Origin of the sequence: Gimesia chilikensis (assembly GCF_008329715.1) — a bacterium.
Classification (GTDB): domain Bacteria; phylum Planctomycetota; class Planctomycetia; order Planctomycetales; family Planctomycetaceae; genus Gimesia; species Gimesia chilikensis.
In genome coordinates, this window is the sequence record NZ_VTSR01000005.1 from 595,020 (window position 1) to 608,982 (window position 13,963).

The following is a 13,963-nucleotide window of genomic DNA, read 5'->3' on the forward strand; positions in this document are numbered from 1 at the left end:
TGGACCGGATCTGGTTCGACATGGACGACGTCGCCGAATAGGAAAAACCAGTCTGACTCTCGCGTGATAGCAGATTGTCAGATGGCTGAGTATTTCTAATGTTCATGGGCTCTGTCTTGCATGATTTAACGATATTATATGCAGACGGCCAGTCTCAGCTAACTTTTCACTGAGACTCTCTACGTCAAATTATATAGTAGAACTACTAGATTTGAATGATTTTTTCTGCAGAACGCCACCTTGACTGACAGTCGCGGGACCGACAAGCCCGAAAACAGATAGTGTACAGACAGAGCGTGAGCTTATCGATCTGCTATCTAGCCGAGCCTTAAATCGGCGGTTCAAACGAGGACCCGGTGCAGTTCCTGGACCGTGGTAATCCCTTCCAGAACCTTGGCTTTTCCAGATTCTTCCATCGTCGTCATGCCATTCTCGGAAGCAAGTCGCAAGATTTCAGTCTGTGTCGCCCCCCTCAGGATCGCTTCTCTCAGTTCTCCACGCACTCCCAGAGTTTCAAAGATCCCCGTTCGCCCCAGGTACCCCGTCTGGAAACAATGATCACAGCCCGCTCCCATTGCGATTTTGGATTCGGCCAGCTGATCCGAATTGACCCCCAGATATTCACATGCTCCTGAGTCCGGCTGGTAGGGAGCCCGACATTTCTCGCAGATGCAACGAACAAGTCTTTGAGAAATAATTCCCTGCAAACTGTCAGTGATGAACATGGAAGGAATCCCGAATTCTCGGAAAACATCGATCGCCGCCACGGCGTCGTTGGAATGCAAAGTCGAGAGGACACGAATCCCCGTCAGCCCTGCCCGCACAGCAATATGTGCAGTCTCGGAATCTCGAATTTCTCCCACCATGATCACATTCGGATCCTGACGCAAAACCCCACGGAGCGCCTCGGCAAAACTGAACCCGATTTTGGGATCTATCTGAATCTGGTTCACCCCTTCAATACGTCGTTCGACCGGATCTTCAATCGTCGCCAGACTCATTTCGGTCTGGTTAAGATAATCCAGGCAACTGTAAATGGAGGTGCTTTTTCCGGAACCGACCGGTCCGACACTCAGAATCATCCCATACGGAGCTGTACAATATTTGGTGATTTCAGAAGTCTGAGCTTCACTGAGACCGAGTTCGTTAAAATGTGTAAAACGTTTGTGATCCGGCATGAGTCGTAGCACCAGCCGCTCCCCGTGGATGGTGGGACCAGAACCGACACGAATATCGCGACGGTTCTGCAGAGTCTGGTTATTAATGTGTCCGTCCTGGGCCAGCCGCCGTTCTGTAATATCCATATTGGCAGCCAGCTTGAGACGGGAAATCACGGATGCTGCCGCTTCCTTGGGAAGCTGGATGATATCGTGCAACATCCCGTCGACCCTTAATCGAAGTCTTAATCCGTCTTCGAGGGGATCTAAATGAATGTCGGTCGCCTGGAGTTGAAAAGCACGCTCCATCAGTAAGTCAACCAGCGGGCCGGGCCCTACAACGTCAATCAGTTCCCGCAGCTCGGCCTGGAGTGCCTGTTGCCGCCCTTCATTTTTGTTCTCGGTATTCGCAGGAGTATCTGACATGACTCGACTCTTTCTGTCCTAACAATAAGCTTCGGTGAGAGAAATATGACTGGGAATGGCTAAAATCCAGCTCATTAAATCAGTTTAAAGAGGCCAAGTCCTCCCAAAACCAGACTGCTGATCAAGACAACCACCCCGAGAATCCGTAAATTCTTTCGACGATCTTTGAGTGCTGTTGCCCCCAGGAGCAATCCTGCCAGAGAAAAGGAGATCGTGGCCCCTAACGCGATTTTCGGATCCAGGGTCAGGGTGTCGCTGATGTATAACGCAAAACAGGCCACAGCGGAAAGCACTGCGACAATGCCCAGCAGTATCGGCATTGAAAATGTACGGCGACGCTCGATTCGCTCTTGTTTAACAGCCTGGCTCAGATGCGCGACAGCATCCTCTTCAGAAGGGGTGATGAACCAGACCTTCTTGAGACCGGAGATATTTAAAACCTCTTCGACCATCTCACTGGTATTAAGGATGGCGGTTTTTCCCCCCTGCTCATCTACCAGCTTCCAAACCTGGATCACGATTGCCACCAAAGAACTATTAATAAAATCCAATCTGGTCAGATCAATGATGACGCTGGGGGACTGCTGATTTTTGACTTCCGTCAGCAATGTGTCACCGAGAGATTCCAGCTCATCCCAGGCGGACTCGTTCAATTCCGGTAACAATTGCACCTTGAGATGGTCATTGACGGCAGTGATATGATAGGGAACTTCTTCGGTAGCCATGAACCAATCTCCATTGTTTACGATACGTCTGGTATCGGAGGGCCCAGTATCAGCTCAATGCTTCCACATTGATTGCTTAGTTTGAAGTAATGGTCGTCTTACTTTCAAAATACCATTGTGCCCTGATTTTACCTATTGCAATTTGGACCAAACTACGTGATTTACTAAGTATTTTCAGAGAAACGACTTTGCTTCACGACAAGTTAACAGATTGGGATAATCATCTTTATACGACCAGCACTTTTCAGTGCACTTGCGATCACATAGCATGAAGAATCTGGAGTGCTGGAAGGAAACCGTCGTCTGCCCTCCGGAATCTCTAAGGCCATAAGCACTTAGTATATGCTGACAGGTTGCTGTTATGTCAAGTTTTCCGAAGGTAGCGATTATGTCTGCCAACCAAGTTAGAAAGGTCAAACAGTTAAATGCCAGATGGTTAGCTGAATTTCAGTTTGACTCTGCTTTTTGAGCGTATTTATAATAGGGAAACAACCGATTTGACAAAATAGGTTGTTTTTGCGCACAAGCTCTCGTTAGTATCAAAAGCTTCAACTCAGCAGGATCTGACAGGCTCCAAAGACACATCTGTAAGGGCCACTCCGGAGAATTTTCCAACTTATTTTCTTCCAGGAATAAAGTGGATAGATTCGGCCGAAAACTTAGCACATAATAATATTAAGTAAGAGAGCAATCTCTACCCGAACAGATTGAAGTCTTTCAAAATAGACTCAGGAAAACCCCATGACTCGTTTCAGTAAAATCCTGTTGGTCCTGGTACTGGTATCCAGTATCGCCTTTATGGGATTTGCCGCGGCCTCAGCTGTTGGTGGCCCTAACTGGCTTCAGGAAAAAGATAAGCTGACAAACTACCTGTTTGAATATCAGCCCGGTGAAAATCCGACCTGGACCGTCAAAACCAGAAGAGGTGGCGAACAGATTTCCTCCTCCCCCGTTCTGGCAAAAGTGATCGTCGCTGCTCAGAAACACCAGATCCAACAACAAAACGAACAACTCTCAGAGATCACGAAACCCATTGCTCCCATGGAGAAGGCGATCAAGAACTGGGAACAAATCAATCAGGTTGATCGACAGGCCATGGATACCAAGGCTGCAGAACTGCAGCAGCAGATCGCGGCACTGGATACACAGATCACCCAGTTGGCCAATGAAGGTATCAAGATCAGCCAGCAGACCCTGGAAATTAATCAGGAAGCTGCCGAACGACGTGCAGACGTCTTCCGGCTCCAGGACCAGATCGATGAAATCCGCAACGAGAAATACCTGACCCAGGAACAGCAGAAAACACTGCGTGATTACATTGCAAGAATCGAAGGAAAAGTACATCGGCTCCAGAGACAGAAAACGCTGCTGGAAAAAGCAGTCAAGGGATCTGACACCCAAGAGTTCACTAAAAAATAAATCCCTCTGATTTCAGTCTCAGACTGGTTTCAGATTTCACCAGATACAAACTTCCATTTTTATCAATATCAGGAGCGATTAGATGTCGTTTGTCGGCAAGGTACTGGTCGTCGTTCAAGTTGTCCTCAGCGTCTGCTTTATGGGTTTCGCCGGAGCAGTCTTTACAGCACAGACGAACTGGCGTAACGAAAGCCTGAAGCTCAAGGACAATGTAGCCAGCATGCAGAAAAGCATGAACGAGCTTGAGTCCGAGTACAGCAATTACAAAACGGAAATGACTCAGAAAATGAATGATGCCCTGAGTCAGGCGCAAACGGCTAAAGCCGCGAATGATGCCCTGAAAGCACAGAACAAATCTTATCAGAATCAGTTGGAAACTGTGCGTGCTGAAAGAGACACTTCGGTAGCCCAGGCTGAAACTACGGGTGAAGAAGCGAACTTTCGCCGTCAGGAATCAGATCGCCAGCGCGTAGTTAACAAAACCCTGCATGACACAATCAATGACCTGCGGGCTAACATCAAGAGCCTGGAAGATACGATTTTCACCAAGAGTATTCAGGAAAAAACTCTGACTGCCAAACATAACAAGGTTCTCGAAGAACTGAATTATCTGAATAAAATTGTCTCCAATCTGGGCATCGACCCGAATGACCCCGCGATTGCAGGCATGCAGACGCCACCGCCGGCAGTTGAAGGTGTTATCATCAATACCAAGAAAGACAAACGGAACGGAACCAGGTTTGTAGAAGTTTCGCTAGGCAGTGATGACGGGCTCAGCAAAGGCCATCAACTGTATGTCTACCGTTTTGGTAACAAGGAAAATGGTAATCGTCCCAAGTACCTGGGTAAAATTGAATTAGTATATGTTGATCCTGATACAGCAGTCGGGACTGTGATAGACGCCGCCAAGAACGGTGTGATTGAGAAAGGTGATCATGTCAACTCGAAGCTCTAAGTCTAAAGGAAAAGCAGCCACTGCAGAATCAGGTGGCCCGAACATTTATGTCGGCTTACTGTTTGTCTCCCTTGCCGCTTTAGTGACAGGAATTATTTTCCTGCTCATGCAGCTCTCCGCTTATAACTGGGAGCTCGGTTAACGGCAGCAGCCAGATATAACCAGTATAGACTCAGAGCCCGTCACCTCTTCCGGTAACGGGCTCTGTTTATTCCCAAACTGGTTTCTACTCTCTTTATGAACCTGACTCGATCGCATAACCGGCATTCTTCCATCCGCTGAACCCACCGTCCATTGAGATCACTTGAGTGTATCCCATTTTTTGCAGGTTATCTGCAGCCAGAGCAGAGCGAAAGCCGCCACCACAGTACAAAATCAATGTGGTAGAGGTATCTGGGAATGCCCGCTCGATATCGCGTTCGATGATCCCCTTCCCGAGATGAATAGCGCCAGGAATGCGTGCTGCCTGAAATTCATGATCTTCACGTACATCAATGAGGTGAAACTCATCGCCCGCTTGCTTACGTGTCTGCACATCTTGCACAGTGCACTCGGTCACTCTTGATTTCGCATCATTCACGATATCCAGAAAACGTTGAGAATGATTTTTACCCATTGTGGATCCCTTCATATTCTGAGTAAAACAAATTTGGTCATCCCGGCTCTCAGCCATGAAGACTTCTAGATAATCGCATTTCGCAACATCGAAGTCTACCTGGCAACAGCTAAGAATTCTTCCATCGCCTGATTGACCTCTTCTGCCGCTTCCAGAGGGGCCATATGCCCCACTCGTGGAATTTCACGACAGCTGGCCTCTGGGAGCCTTACAGCCATTTCCTGCATGATATCCGGAGGTGTCAGGACATCGTCACTGCCGACGATGAGTAATGCGGGAATCTGAATTTGATCAAGTATACCCAGAAAATCATCACGCTCCGCCATACCTCGCTGGCTGGCAGCAATCCCTTCAGGATCTGCTGCTTCGATTTCTGCAATCAGATCCTGCGCAATCTCCGGGTACAAGTCTCGTGATGTCTTACTCAACAGATTGGGGATCATTGCTGAAGCGACAGCTTCGGGGCCATGGCGTAACACCAGATCGACCATTTTTAACCGATTGCTGATCCCCTCTTCGGTATCTGCATCGGAACGGGTATCGCAGAGAATCAATGTTTTCAGTTTTTCCGGAAAGTGCCTCCAGAACTCCCAGGCAATATACCCTCCCATGGAAAGGCCACAGAAATTAACAGGCTCACCGACTTCCAGTTGCGCAAGTAGTTCCTTCAGATCTTCAGCGTGTTGTTTCATACTTACCGTTCCGACCGTGACATCTGATCCGCCGAAGCCTCTCAGATCAGGAGCGATGACAGTATACTGCTGCTGAAAATGGGCAATCTGAGCCTGCCACATTCGATGACTTAACGGAAATCCATGCACCAGCAGCAGAGGTGGCCCTTCCCCGGCGATACTAACCTGCATGCGAATCCCATTTACATTTTGCTCTAGCTTCTGCTGGCTCATTTTGTTGTCCTTCCTGGAGGCGATTCAGCGATCAGCCCGCGTGACTGGGAGGCGTATTCATCACTGTTGCGCCAGTTTTAAAGCGCGTGCGATTCCCTCTTCCAGAGATTCAGTTCTCTCTGAGTCAACATTCCAGACCACTTTTCCGTCCGTACCGATCACCCAGACCTGTGGGATAAATTCTGCCTTGAAAGCAAGCAGAGAATCAATTGCCCCGTATCCATTGGGCCACGTGATTCCCGTTTCGTCCAGCCACTCCTGAATTACGGGAAGCAGATCTTCACCATCGGAGGTTAAACCGACAAACGCCACATTTTGATCTTTGAATTTCTCATGCACCTCCACCAGATGCGGTGCTGCCATTCGACAGGGACCACACCAGGTCGCCCATGCATCAACAACAATCACTTTCCCCTTAAGGTAGTCGTCCTGATGAGGGTCACCATTCACCCAGCCTGCTGCTTGAATGGGAGGGGCCTCGGTTCCCACCTTCAACTGGGCCATACCCCCTTCGGGTAAGGTTGACTCCGGCAAACGGAACGCGAACCAGGAAGAAAAGATGACAGCTCCGGTGACAACCAGAGCCAGGGCAATCAGGAAATCTTTTTTAGCGCTGGAATTGGACATATACCTGCTCTCTGCCGTTGTACTTTGATATTTTAGAGGTTGTAGAGCTCGCCATATTTGCGATTCAACTGATCGACAAGCGGAACGTGTGAAAGAGTTTCTCCCGTCACCACTTCCAGTAATCGATTCGCTCGATAGCGTTTACCGTGCTGATGAATGTTTTGATTCAACCATTCCTTGAGCGGGCTGAATTCTCCCCGCGCAATGAGATCGTCCAGGCCTCCCAGTTCACTGTCTGCAGCATGGAAAAAGTGAGCTGCATACATGTTTCCGAGGGCGTATGTCGGGAAATAACCAATCAGACCAGCACTCCAGTGCACGTCCTGCAGGCAGCCATTCGCAGGCGTGTCCGGTGTAATACCAAAGTAACTCGTAAATTTCTCATTCCAGGCAGACTCAACATCAGCAGGTTGCAGGTCTCCGGATATGAGCGCCTGCTCAAGTTCAAAACGCAGCATGATGTGCAGATTGTAGGTTACCTCATCTGCCTCAACTCGAATATACGAAGGGCGCACGTCATTGATCGCCCGATAAAAGTCATCTTGGGCAACATCAGCTAAGGCTTCCGGGAACTGCTGTTGTGCAGACTGATAGAAACAGTTCCAGAACGGACGGCTTCTCCCCACCAGGTTCTCCCACATTCGAGATTGAGATTCATGGATGCCCAATGAGGTTGAACTTCCGGCGGGAGTGCCAAAGTTTTCCTTGAGTAACCCCTGCTCGTAAATACCGTGACCTGCTTCATGCAGCGTTCCAAAAAAAGCACCGGGAAAGTGGTGTTCATCATAGCGGGTCGTCAGGCGGCAATCCCCCGGACCAATTCCACTGCAGAAAGGATGAGCCGCGATATCAAGCCTGCCGGCATTAAAATCAAATCCAATCTTTTCAGCAGCGGAGAGACTGAACTCTCGCTGCTTTTCAACAGGATATTTTCTGGTCAGGAGGGAGACATCGGGAACAATTCCGGATTCTTTGATTGCAGAAACAAGTTTGACCAGTTCATTGCGCAACGGGGTAAAGGCCTGCTCGATCATTTTTGAAGTCGCACCGGGTTCGTACTCGTCCAGCAGAGCATCGTAAGCAGCCTGCCCTTCAGATCCGAGCGCGGCAGCCTGTTCGCGTTTGAGGCCAATCATCTTTTCGAGCCAGGGCAGGAAATCATTGAACTGATTTTCCTTGCGGGCTTTTACCCACGCATGATGTGAAAGAGTCGCTACCCGGGACAACTCTTCTACAAGTTGACGGGGGAGTTTTGTCATCCGGTCATATTCATGTCGAGCCTCACGAATGTTGGCCTGCTCTACCGAATCTTCTTCCCACTCCGAAGCGCTTTCCAGTTCGTTCAGCAAGTCCCCGGTTTCCGGACTGGTAGCCTCCTGATGAACCATTCCTGCCATCATGGAAAGCTGATCTGCTCGATGACTCGCACCATCTGCCGGGAGATAGGTCTGTTCATCCCATTCCAGAATAGCAGAACAGGAACTCAGCAGGGCTGCTTGTTTGAGTCGTGCGATTAATTGATCGTATGCTTTCTGGGAAGCATTCATGGAGATGCTCTTTCTAGTAGATTTTTTTGATAAACGTGCATAAAGCACACGCTAAAAGATCAGGGACCCTGACCACATTGTATGGGAGATGCAGGTGTAGAAATCAACCACTGCCATTCGGAAATTCGAATTCATTCCTGAGATGGTTCATCATCGTAGCGGCCTCCCATCTGATACAGAGGCAAAAATCGATAGTACACTTCCAGACAGAGTGTGCTGATGGTTGTGGAATAAAGCCGTCCACCATATGGTCCCCAGGGGGGGCGTGGATCCCAGCTACCTGCATTTTCTCCCCGTGTGACCTGCTCCGAAATTAATAGATCTCGTAAGTCTTCATTCCAGTCCCGCCAGGGTGCTCCTCCATATTGATACATCGCCAGAGTGCCGTAGTACCAATAGTACAGATTGTATTCTGAGAGGCGTGGAGGGCGATCTGAAATAAACTGAATTGCTTCTCTACAGGCTGGGTTATCCCTCCTGATTCCCAGCATCTGTTTGCAAAATAAAGATTCTGCAGTCATCGCCGATGTTGGCGGAGTGGCAGGCTCCATTAATCGATAGGTAGCCAACCCATTATTCTTGCCGAGACTGCGTTCCTTTAAAAATTTCACCATCAGCCGTTTGGTATCGGAGGGGATTGGAATACCGGCAATTTCTGCACTCTTGAGCGCCATCAGTTGCCAGCCAAACATGCTCATGTCACTTTTCTGCCCTTTGACATAACGCCAGCCTCCATCGTAGGGGTTCTGATTTTCTACGATATAGGCAATGGCACGCCCCACGGCTTCGCGCAGTTGCGGGTTAGACCGCGGATCCGACTGTAATCCATATGCTTCGGCCAAAGCATAGGTCGCCATCGCATGCGAATACATGCGTGCATAGTGTGTCGCTTCTCCACCCAGAAAACCATTCGACCGCTGATTCTCGACCATCCAGCCAATCGCCCGCTTGAGATTATCTGAATAATCTCCCTCTTCCTGGGTGTACCCGGCCCCGAGAAAGGCCAGAATCGCGAGTGCCGTCAGTCCGGAGTCGGCCTGTATCCCTGCATTGCGACGGTCGATTCCCTGTTCGTCGATACGCACTTTACCTGCGCCAAATCGATCTGCATCCCAGAATCCGGCTGGTTCCTGATGTGTCGCCAGCCATTTCAAACTCGCTTCCACCGCGCGTTCTGATTCTTCCGTTCCACCAAAGCGTTGAGCGATTTCCTTGCGTTTCGAAAGGTTTCTCAATCGATAAGTCGCAGGAATATTTGCTTTGGTACGATTTGAAACCGCATCAAAACTGGGACGCATTGCATCTGGTTGTAAACCCGGTCTGTTGATTGTCAGCGGCAACGAACTACGTTCAGCCATCAATCGCTGTGTGTCAGGGTTTTCCTTACCCGCTGTTGCCTGCGGTGAGGAGCGTTTAACGGTCCCCTGCGATACCGACCGGGTAGATCGAGTTCTTCGACGAGAAAACCTTGGCTCGGTAGGTGCAGAGTTCGCCTGTGTCTTACTTGCCGCGTCAGTTTCTACTCCCGTCGGTTCAATCTTCAGATTGGACGGAGCAGGTCCGGTCCTGCGAGAAACCATGGAATCTTTGGCATTCCGTTCCAGTTTCGATTGCGGATCAACTTGCGCATTCAAGGCCAGTGTCTGTTTTTCGCCGCTGAACGATGGCTGAATTCGATCTACGGCCCCGGGCGCTGATTGACGTTTGACATCCTGATTCGTCTGACCAATTCGGATCATTCTACTCCGATCACGAGAGTTCGAAGGCACCGAGACCTCTGCCCGGGATTCCGCCGTTGTGTCAGTGATCTCCAAGGGTGCGACCGCCTGAATTTTCTTTTGGCTGACGCTCTCTCGTTCTACCCGGGCGGGTGTGATCGGTAAATCGGCCTCCGAGATCAGATCAGGCATCGGCATTTCCGAGATTTCCCGGGGAAGATCTTTCTCAGGTGGTGCCATCAAAGGATCAAATTCGGGACGTGTGAGTTCGATACGGGATAATTCCTGTTTCTCAGGCTGCTGTAACTGATCCCAGACAGGAGTGTTCCCGGGCTCCTTGTTTTTGTTGGTCTCCGTACTTTCAGCCTGAAGCGTGAATTTCTGCTGATCTTTTTCTTTTCGCTCACGTTCCTCAGCCAACTCTGCTTTACTCAGAGACTGGGGGGCCTGTTCAGGCCAGAGTGTGACGACCCCCAGGGACAAAGACAAATGCACGATTATCGAAAACAAGAGTGCCTTGGATGATGCATTACTGTCTCCCCAGCGCGTCACCAGCATTGAAAGCAGATGGATGGATGCGAATAATGCTGCCAGGATGAGGACACCCCACAGAATCTGCTCAAACGTGATGGCACGTCCTGACAGAATTCTTTCGATGAGGTTATGCAGTCGATCGTTCATTTTGAGGATTCGTCACTCAATCGATTTGCTAAGGAGACAGACCGGATATTAACTCGATGACAGACATCCAGAACATTCATCACATTCTGGTAAGGCCCCGTAGAATCCCCTCTGATAACTACAGACTGTCCAGGAAAATTCTTAACGGCCTCTTTCAAAGCTGTCTCCAGCTCTGCTAGCGTCTTCTTTTCTCCCTGAAGTGTGACTTCACCATTCTGACTTACATTGACTATGATATCATCAGGAAGGTTGGTCAGTGGCTTCGCATCAGTCACTGTTGGGAGTTGAATGTCATACTGACGCTCCATTTCAGTGAACTGTGTACCGACCATAAAGAAGATGATCAGCAAAAATACAATGTCAATCATGGGGGTTAAATCGAGCTTGGGCTCTTCAACGGTCCCCGTTTTTAGCGGCATCTTCAGATTCCTGTTCGAAGCTGTACGATCCTTGAAAACAGGGACTCTCACCCCGGAATTCACACGGATATGGTCTTTAATACTTTATGCGAAGAGTTATATTTGTTTCAACAGGTGAATTTTCAGAGAGCTTCTGATTCTTCAATACATACTACCACTTGGGTCATCTGATTTGCTTGACTCTAATACCCCGATTCCTGTTTCCGTGTCTTTTTTTACAGAAACTGCTCAAGATGGAAGCGGCGATTTCCAGAAATCACTTACAGGTAACATGTTAAGTAAAATATTAACCAGTCCAGACAAATTCTCACACCCCGATGAGCTTACATATGAGGGGCAAAACACATTATCTCTGACTGGTTCTATCCGCCGTCTACTCAAGAAGGCGTTATTATCGATCAATTCTCTCAGCCTGGATGCCCCCCTGGTTGCCATTACCTGGCTCTGGTTCTTCTCTCACATATACAATTGCTACATTATTCCAACTCACTACTACATATTATTTAGTGTCACCTGGCTGGCCTATTCCGGAGATCGACTGCTGGACACACTGAGAACCCCTGGGAGCATTAGAAATACTCCGCGCCATCGGTTCACCTCTCAGCATTTCGTACCTTTACTCGGACTCTGGTTACTTACAGCCACGTTTTCCGTTTGTTTCCTGTTGATGGCACTTAACTCTACAGAATTGAGGTGGGGCTTTTGCCTGTTATCATTACTGGCATTGTATTTCGGGAGTTGCTTTTGTTTTCCTCATCTTGCTAGAAGTTTTCTGCCGAGAGAATTTCTGGTTGGAATGTTTTTTTCCATCGCAACCCATTTTTTTATTGTTGTCCAACAACCAGCCTGGGCTCCTTACCAATTCTGGACCGGCTTCAGTTTCTTTGCGATCTGCACTTTGAACTGCCTTGCAATCTCCCGCTGGGAGTTTACTTCCGATTTAGACGCCCGGGAAGTAACTTTTTTTACCAGCAATCCTGAACGACTGAAGCTGTTTCATCATATTCTAATTGTCTTTCTTATTCTTCAGTCAGTCATTTCTATATTAATGATGTGGAATCAACAGGTACCAGTCTTTGAACTATCCCTGCTCTTAAGCACGTTACTCTTGATCGGACTGGATCGCGGAAATGTCAGTTCACGCTTAAAACCAGTTTTAGCAGATCTTGCACTACTGACTCCCTGGTTAATTCTGAGTATTTTATCATGAACTTTAATCGGATCGCTCCCTGCTTTGAGCGATTGGAGAAGCTCGTATTTCGGAATCAGATGCAACTCTGCCGTACCGTGTTTTTAACAGAGTTATCCCACCTTGAAAAAGTAGCAATGATTGGTGAGGGCGATGGCCGGTTTCTCCTGGAATTCCTGAAGCAGACAAACTGTCCCCAAGTGCACTACATCGATTCCAGTCAAGTCATGCTGGATTTAGCTCAAGCTCGCATTAAAAAACAGTTTCCCGAGGCACGACCACGCGTTCGCTTTTATAAATGTGATCTCTCTAAAGAAAACATGCCCGAAGATAATTATAATCTGGTCGTAACGAACTTCTTTCTCGATGTCTTTAACGAACCGACACTCAGTCAGGGCATTACCAGAATCGCTGATTCCTGCTGCAATGATGCGATCTGGTTATATGCAGACTTTCAGGTAGCAGGTAGCAGGCTCAAACAATTGCGTGCAACTCTCTGGCTGAAAACCATGTATCTTTTCTTTAAAGTGGTCTCAAACATTCAGGCCACTGCCCTGATCAATCCCGCACCACTCCTGGAAGCACATGGTTTTCGAGTTATTCACCAGAGGGAATTCGCACATGGCTTAATGCGGGCCGAATTCAGACGACGTGTCTGATTTCAGTCAATTGCCAAGTCACTCAGAAACCGTTTTCAGAAATGAAAAATCGATCGTACTCGCAAGCAAAAAAAGAATCTGGAACAGTGAGGCCAGCCCTTCCAGATGCACGTCGGTCACAGTTGCATCATGATCTTCAAGTTTTCGCATCACCCAGTAAATCACCACCCCGGATACAACCAGGGCAGGCGCCAGATCGCGTAACGCAAGCCAACTCCCAGCCATAATCACGATAATCAAAAAACAGCTTCCATAAGCCAGCTGTTTCAAAGAAAGCGGATATCTGGGGTTCACCCACCGAGCAGTATCATCCTGCGCCTGCACAACACTGATGGAAAACGGAATAATCCAGGTCCCCAGTGAAATGGAAATCAGAATCAGAATTGAAGGTGGAAGCAAAGACTCGGATTCGGCATAGAGCTGATAAAACAAAGTGACACGGAGCAGCATGAACACGATCGTCAACACGAAAAGATTACCAGCTGAACCAGAAGTCCCACGCTGACTCAGAAATTCGCGACACTGGGGAATTGATTCTGGCACAAAAGTGCGTAAAAACAATAACTCCAGTGAAGCAACCAGTAATACGGCAACTTCCAGGGGCCAGAGAAACTGTAGCAGAGCGAGCAGTACAGTGACTACCAACCCCAGCGTAAATCCTGCCAGGGGGAGCAATGCCGTACTCCGTGTTTCAATGCGATCTTTCCGATCACGATGCAGAACCAGAATTCGAATCCGAAAGAAACGCTGTATTGCTTCAAAGAAGGCAACGATCGAGTCTACCCAGTCAGTTTCATCCTGACTGCCAGGTTTACCACTGGGATGTTCCTCTGGTGTGGGGGGCGAATTCATCGGTCGAGCCCTCTCATCTGGATTCCTGCTTATCTGCCATCCTAGAACTTTCAATGCGCAAGAGCAGG

Annotated in this window: 14 protein-coding genes; 5 read left to right on the forward strand and 9 right to left on the reverse strand. The window is 48.6% G+C overall.

The annotated features are described in order from the left end of the window. Nucleotides 1–341: 341 nt before the first annotated feature. Both FYZ48_RS06685 and FYZ48_RS06690 read right to left on the reverse strand, forming a co-directional pair. On the reverse strand, nt 342–1,583 hold the full coding sequence (locus FYZ48_RS06685; protein WP_145045311.1) for a GspE/PulE family protein: 1,242 nt from the start codon (nt 1,581–1,583) through the stop codon (nt 342–344). Nucleotides 1,584–1,657: 74 nt separating this feature from the next. Then, entirely contained in the window at nt 1,658–2,308 is a 651-nt protein-coding gene (locus tag FYZ48_RS06690) for an STAS domain-containing protein (RefSeq protein WP_149338661.1), read from the reverse strand. Between the two features lie 741 nt (nt 2,309–3,049). Here FYZ48_RS06690 and FYZ48_RS06695 point away from each other — a divergent pair. From FYZ48_RS06695 to FYZ48_RS29195, 3 genes are all read left to right on the forward strand, one after another. Then, nucleotides 3,050–3,727 carry a hypothetical protein gene (locus FYZ48_RS06695; RefSeq protein WP_149338663.1) on the forward strand — a complete coding sequence of 226 codons (678 nt, stop codon included), beginning with the start codon at nt 3,050–3,052 and terminating at the stop codon, nt 3,725–3,727. A gap of 82 nt (nt 3,728–3,809) precedes the next feature. After that, on the forward strand, nt 3,810–4,682 hold the full coding sequence (locus FYZ48_RS06700; RefSeq protein WP_145192826.1) for a hypothetical protein: 873 nt from the start codon (nt 3,810–3,812) through the stop codon (nt 4,680–4,682). Next, a complete protein-coding gene (locus tag FYZ48_RS29195; RefSeq protein ID WP_187781897.1) occupies nt 4,663–4,824 on the forward strand; it encodes a hypothetical protein in 162 nt (53 codons plus the stop codon). The genes FYZ48_RS06700 and FYZ48_RS29195 overlap by 20 nt, the downstream gene beginning before the upstream one ends. A 93-nt stretch (nt 4,825–4,917) precedes the next feature. On the opposite strand, the gene FYZ48_RS06705 is transcribed toward FYZ48_RS29195, so the two are convergent. From FYZ48_RS06705 to FYZ48_RS06730, 6 genes are all read right to left on the reverse strand, one after another. After that, entirely contained in the window at nt 4,918–5,298 is a 381-nt protein-coding gene (locus FYZ48_RS06705; RefSeq protein ID WP_149338665.1) for a rhodanese-like domain-containing protein, read from the reverse strand. Nucleotides 5,299–5,393: 95 nt separating this feature from the next. After that, on the reverse strand, nt 5,394–6,203 hold the full coding sequence (locus tag FYZ48_RS06710) for an alpha/beta fold hydrolase (protein WP_149338667.1): 810 nt from the start codon (nt 6,201–6,203) through the stop codon (nt 5,394–5,396). A gap of 60 nt (nt 6,204–6,263) precedes the next feature. Then, the gene (locus FYZ48_RS06715) at nt 6,264–6,830 is read right to left on the reverse strand and encodes a TlpA family protein disulfide reductase (protein WP_145045324.1); all 567 of its coding nucleotides are present in this window, start codon (nt 6,828–6,830) and stop codon (nt 6,264–6,266) included. A gap of 32 nt (nt 6,831–6,862) precedes the next feature. Next, nucleotides 6,863–8,377: a carboxypeptidase M32 gene (locus tag FYZ48_RS06720; RefSeq protein ID WP_149338669.1), complete on the reverse strand. Its 1,515-nt coding sequence runs from the start codon at nt 8,375–8,377 to the stop codon at nt 6,863–6,865. A 131-nt stretch (nt 8,378–8,508) separates the two neighbouring features. Next, nucleotides 8,509–10,776, reverse strand: a complete 2,268-nt coding sequence (locus FYZ48_RS06725) for a prenyltransferase/squalene oxidase repeat-containing protein (RefSeq protein WP_149338671.1) — start codon at nt 10,774–10,776, stop codon at nt 8,509–8,511. Continuing rightward, nucleotides 10,773–11,195 (reverse strand): ExbD/TolR family protein, encoded by a 423-nt coding sequence (locus FYZ48_RS06730; protein ID WP_145046604.1) that lies wholly within the window; start codon nt 11,193–11,195, stop codon nt 10,773–10,775. Before FYZ48_RS06730 ends, FYZ48_RS06725 begins: the two co-directional genes overlap by 4 nt. Nucleotides 11,196–11,400: 205 nt before the next feature. Between FYZ48_RS06730 and FYZ48_RS06735 the strand changes: the two genes are divergently transcribed. Continuing rightward, entirely contained in the window at nt 11,401–12,405 is a 1,005-nt protein-coding gene (locus tag FYZ48_RS06735) for a hypothetical protein (protein WP_149338672.1), read from the forward strand. Next, on the forward strand, nt 12,402–13,043 hold the full coding sequence (locus tag FYZ48_RS06740; protein ID WP_149338674.1) for a class I SAM-dependent methyltransferase: 642 nt from the start codon (nt 12,402–12,404) through the stop codon (nt 13,041–13,043). The genes FYZ48_RS06735 and FYZ48_RS06740 overlap by 4 nt, the downstream gene beginning before the upstream one ends. A gap of 18 nt (nt 13,044–13,061) precedes the next feature. Here FYZ48_RS06740 and FYZ48_RS06745 read toward each other — a convergent pair whose 3' ends face one another. After that, the gene (locus tag FYZ48_RS06745) at nt 13,062–13,895 is read right to left on the reverse strand and encodes a hypothetical protein (RefSeq protein WP_149338676.1); all 834 of its coding nucleotides are present in this window, start codon (nt 13,893–13,895) and stop codon (nt 13,062–13,064) included. Nucleotides 13,896–13,963: the final 68 nt, after the last annotated feature.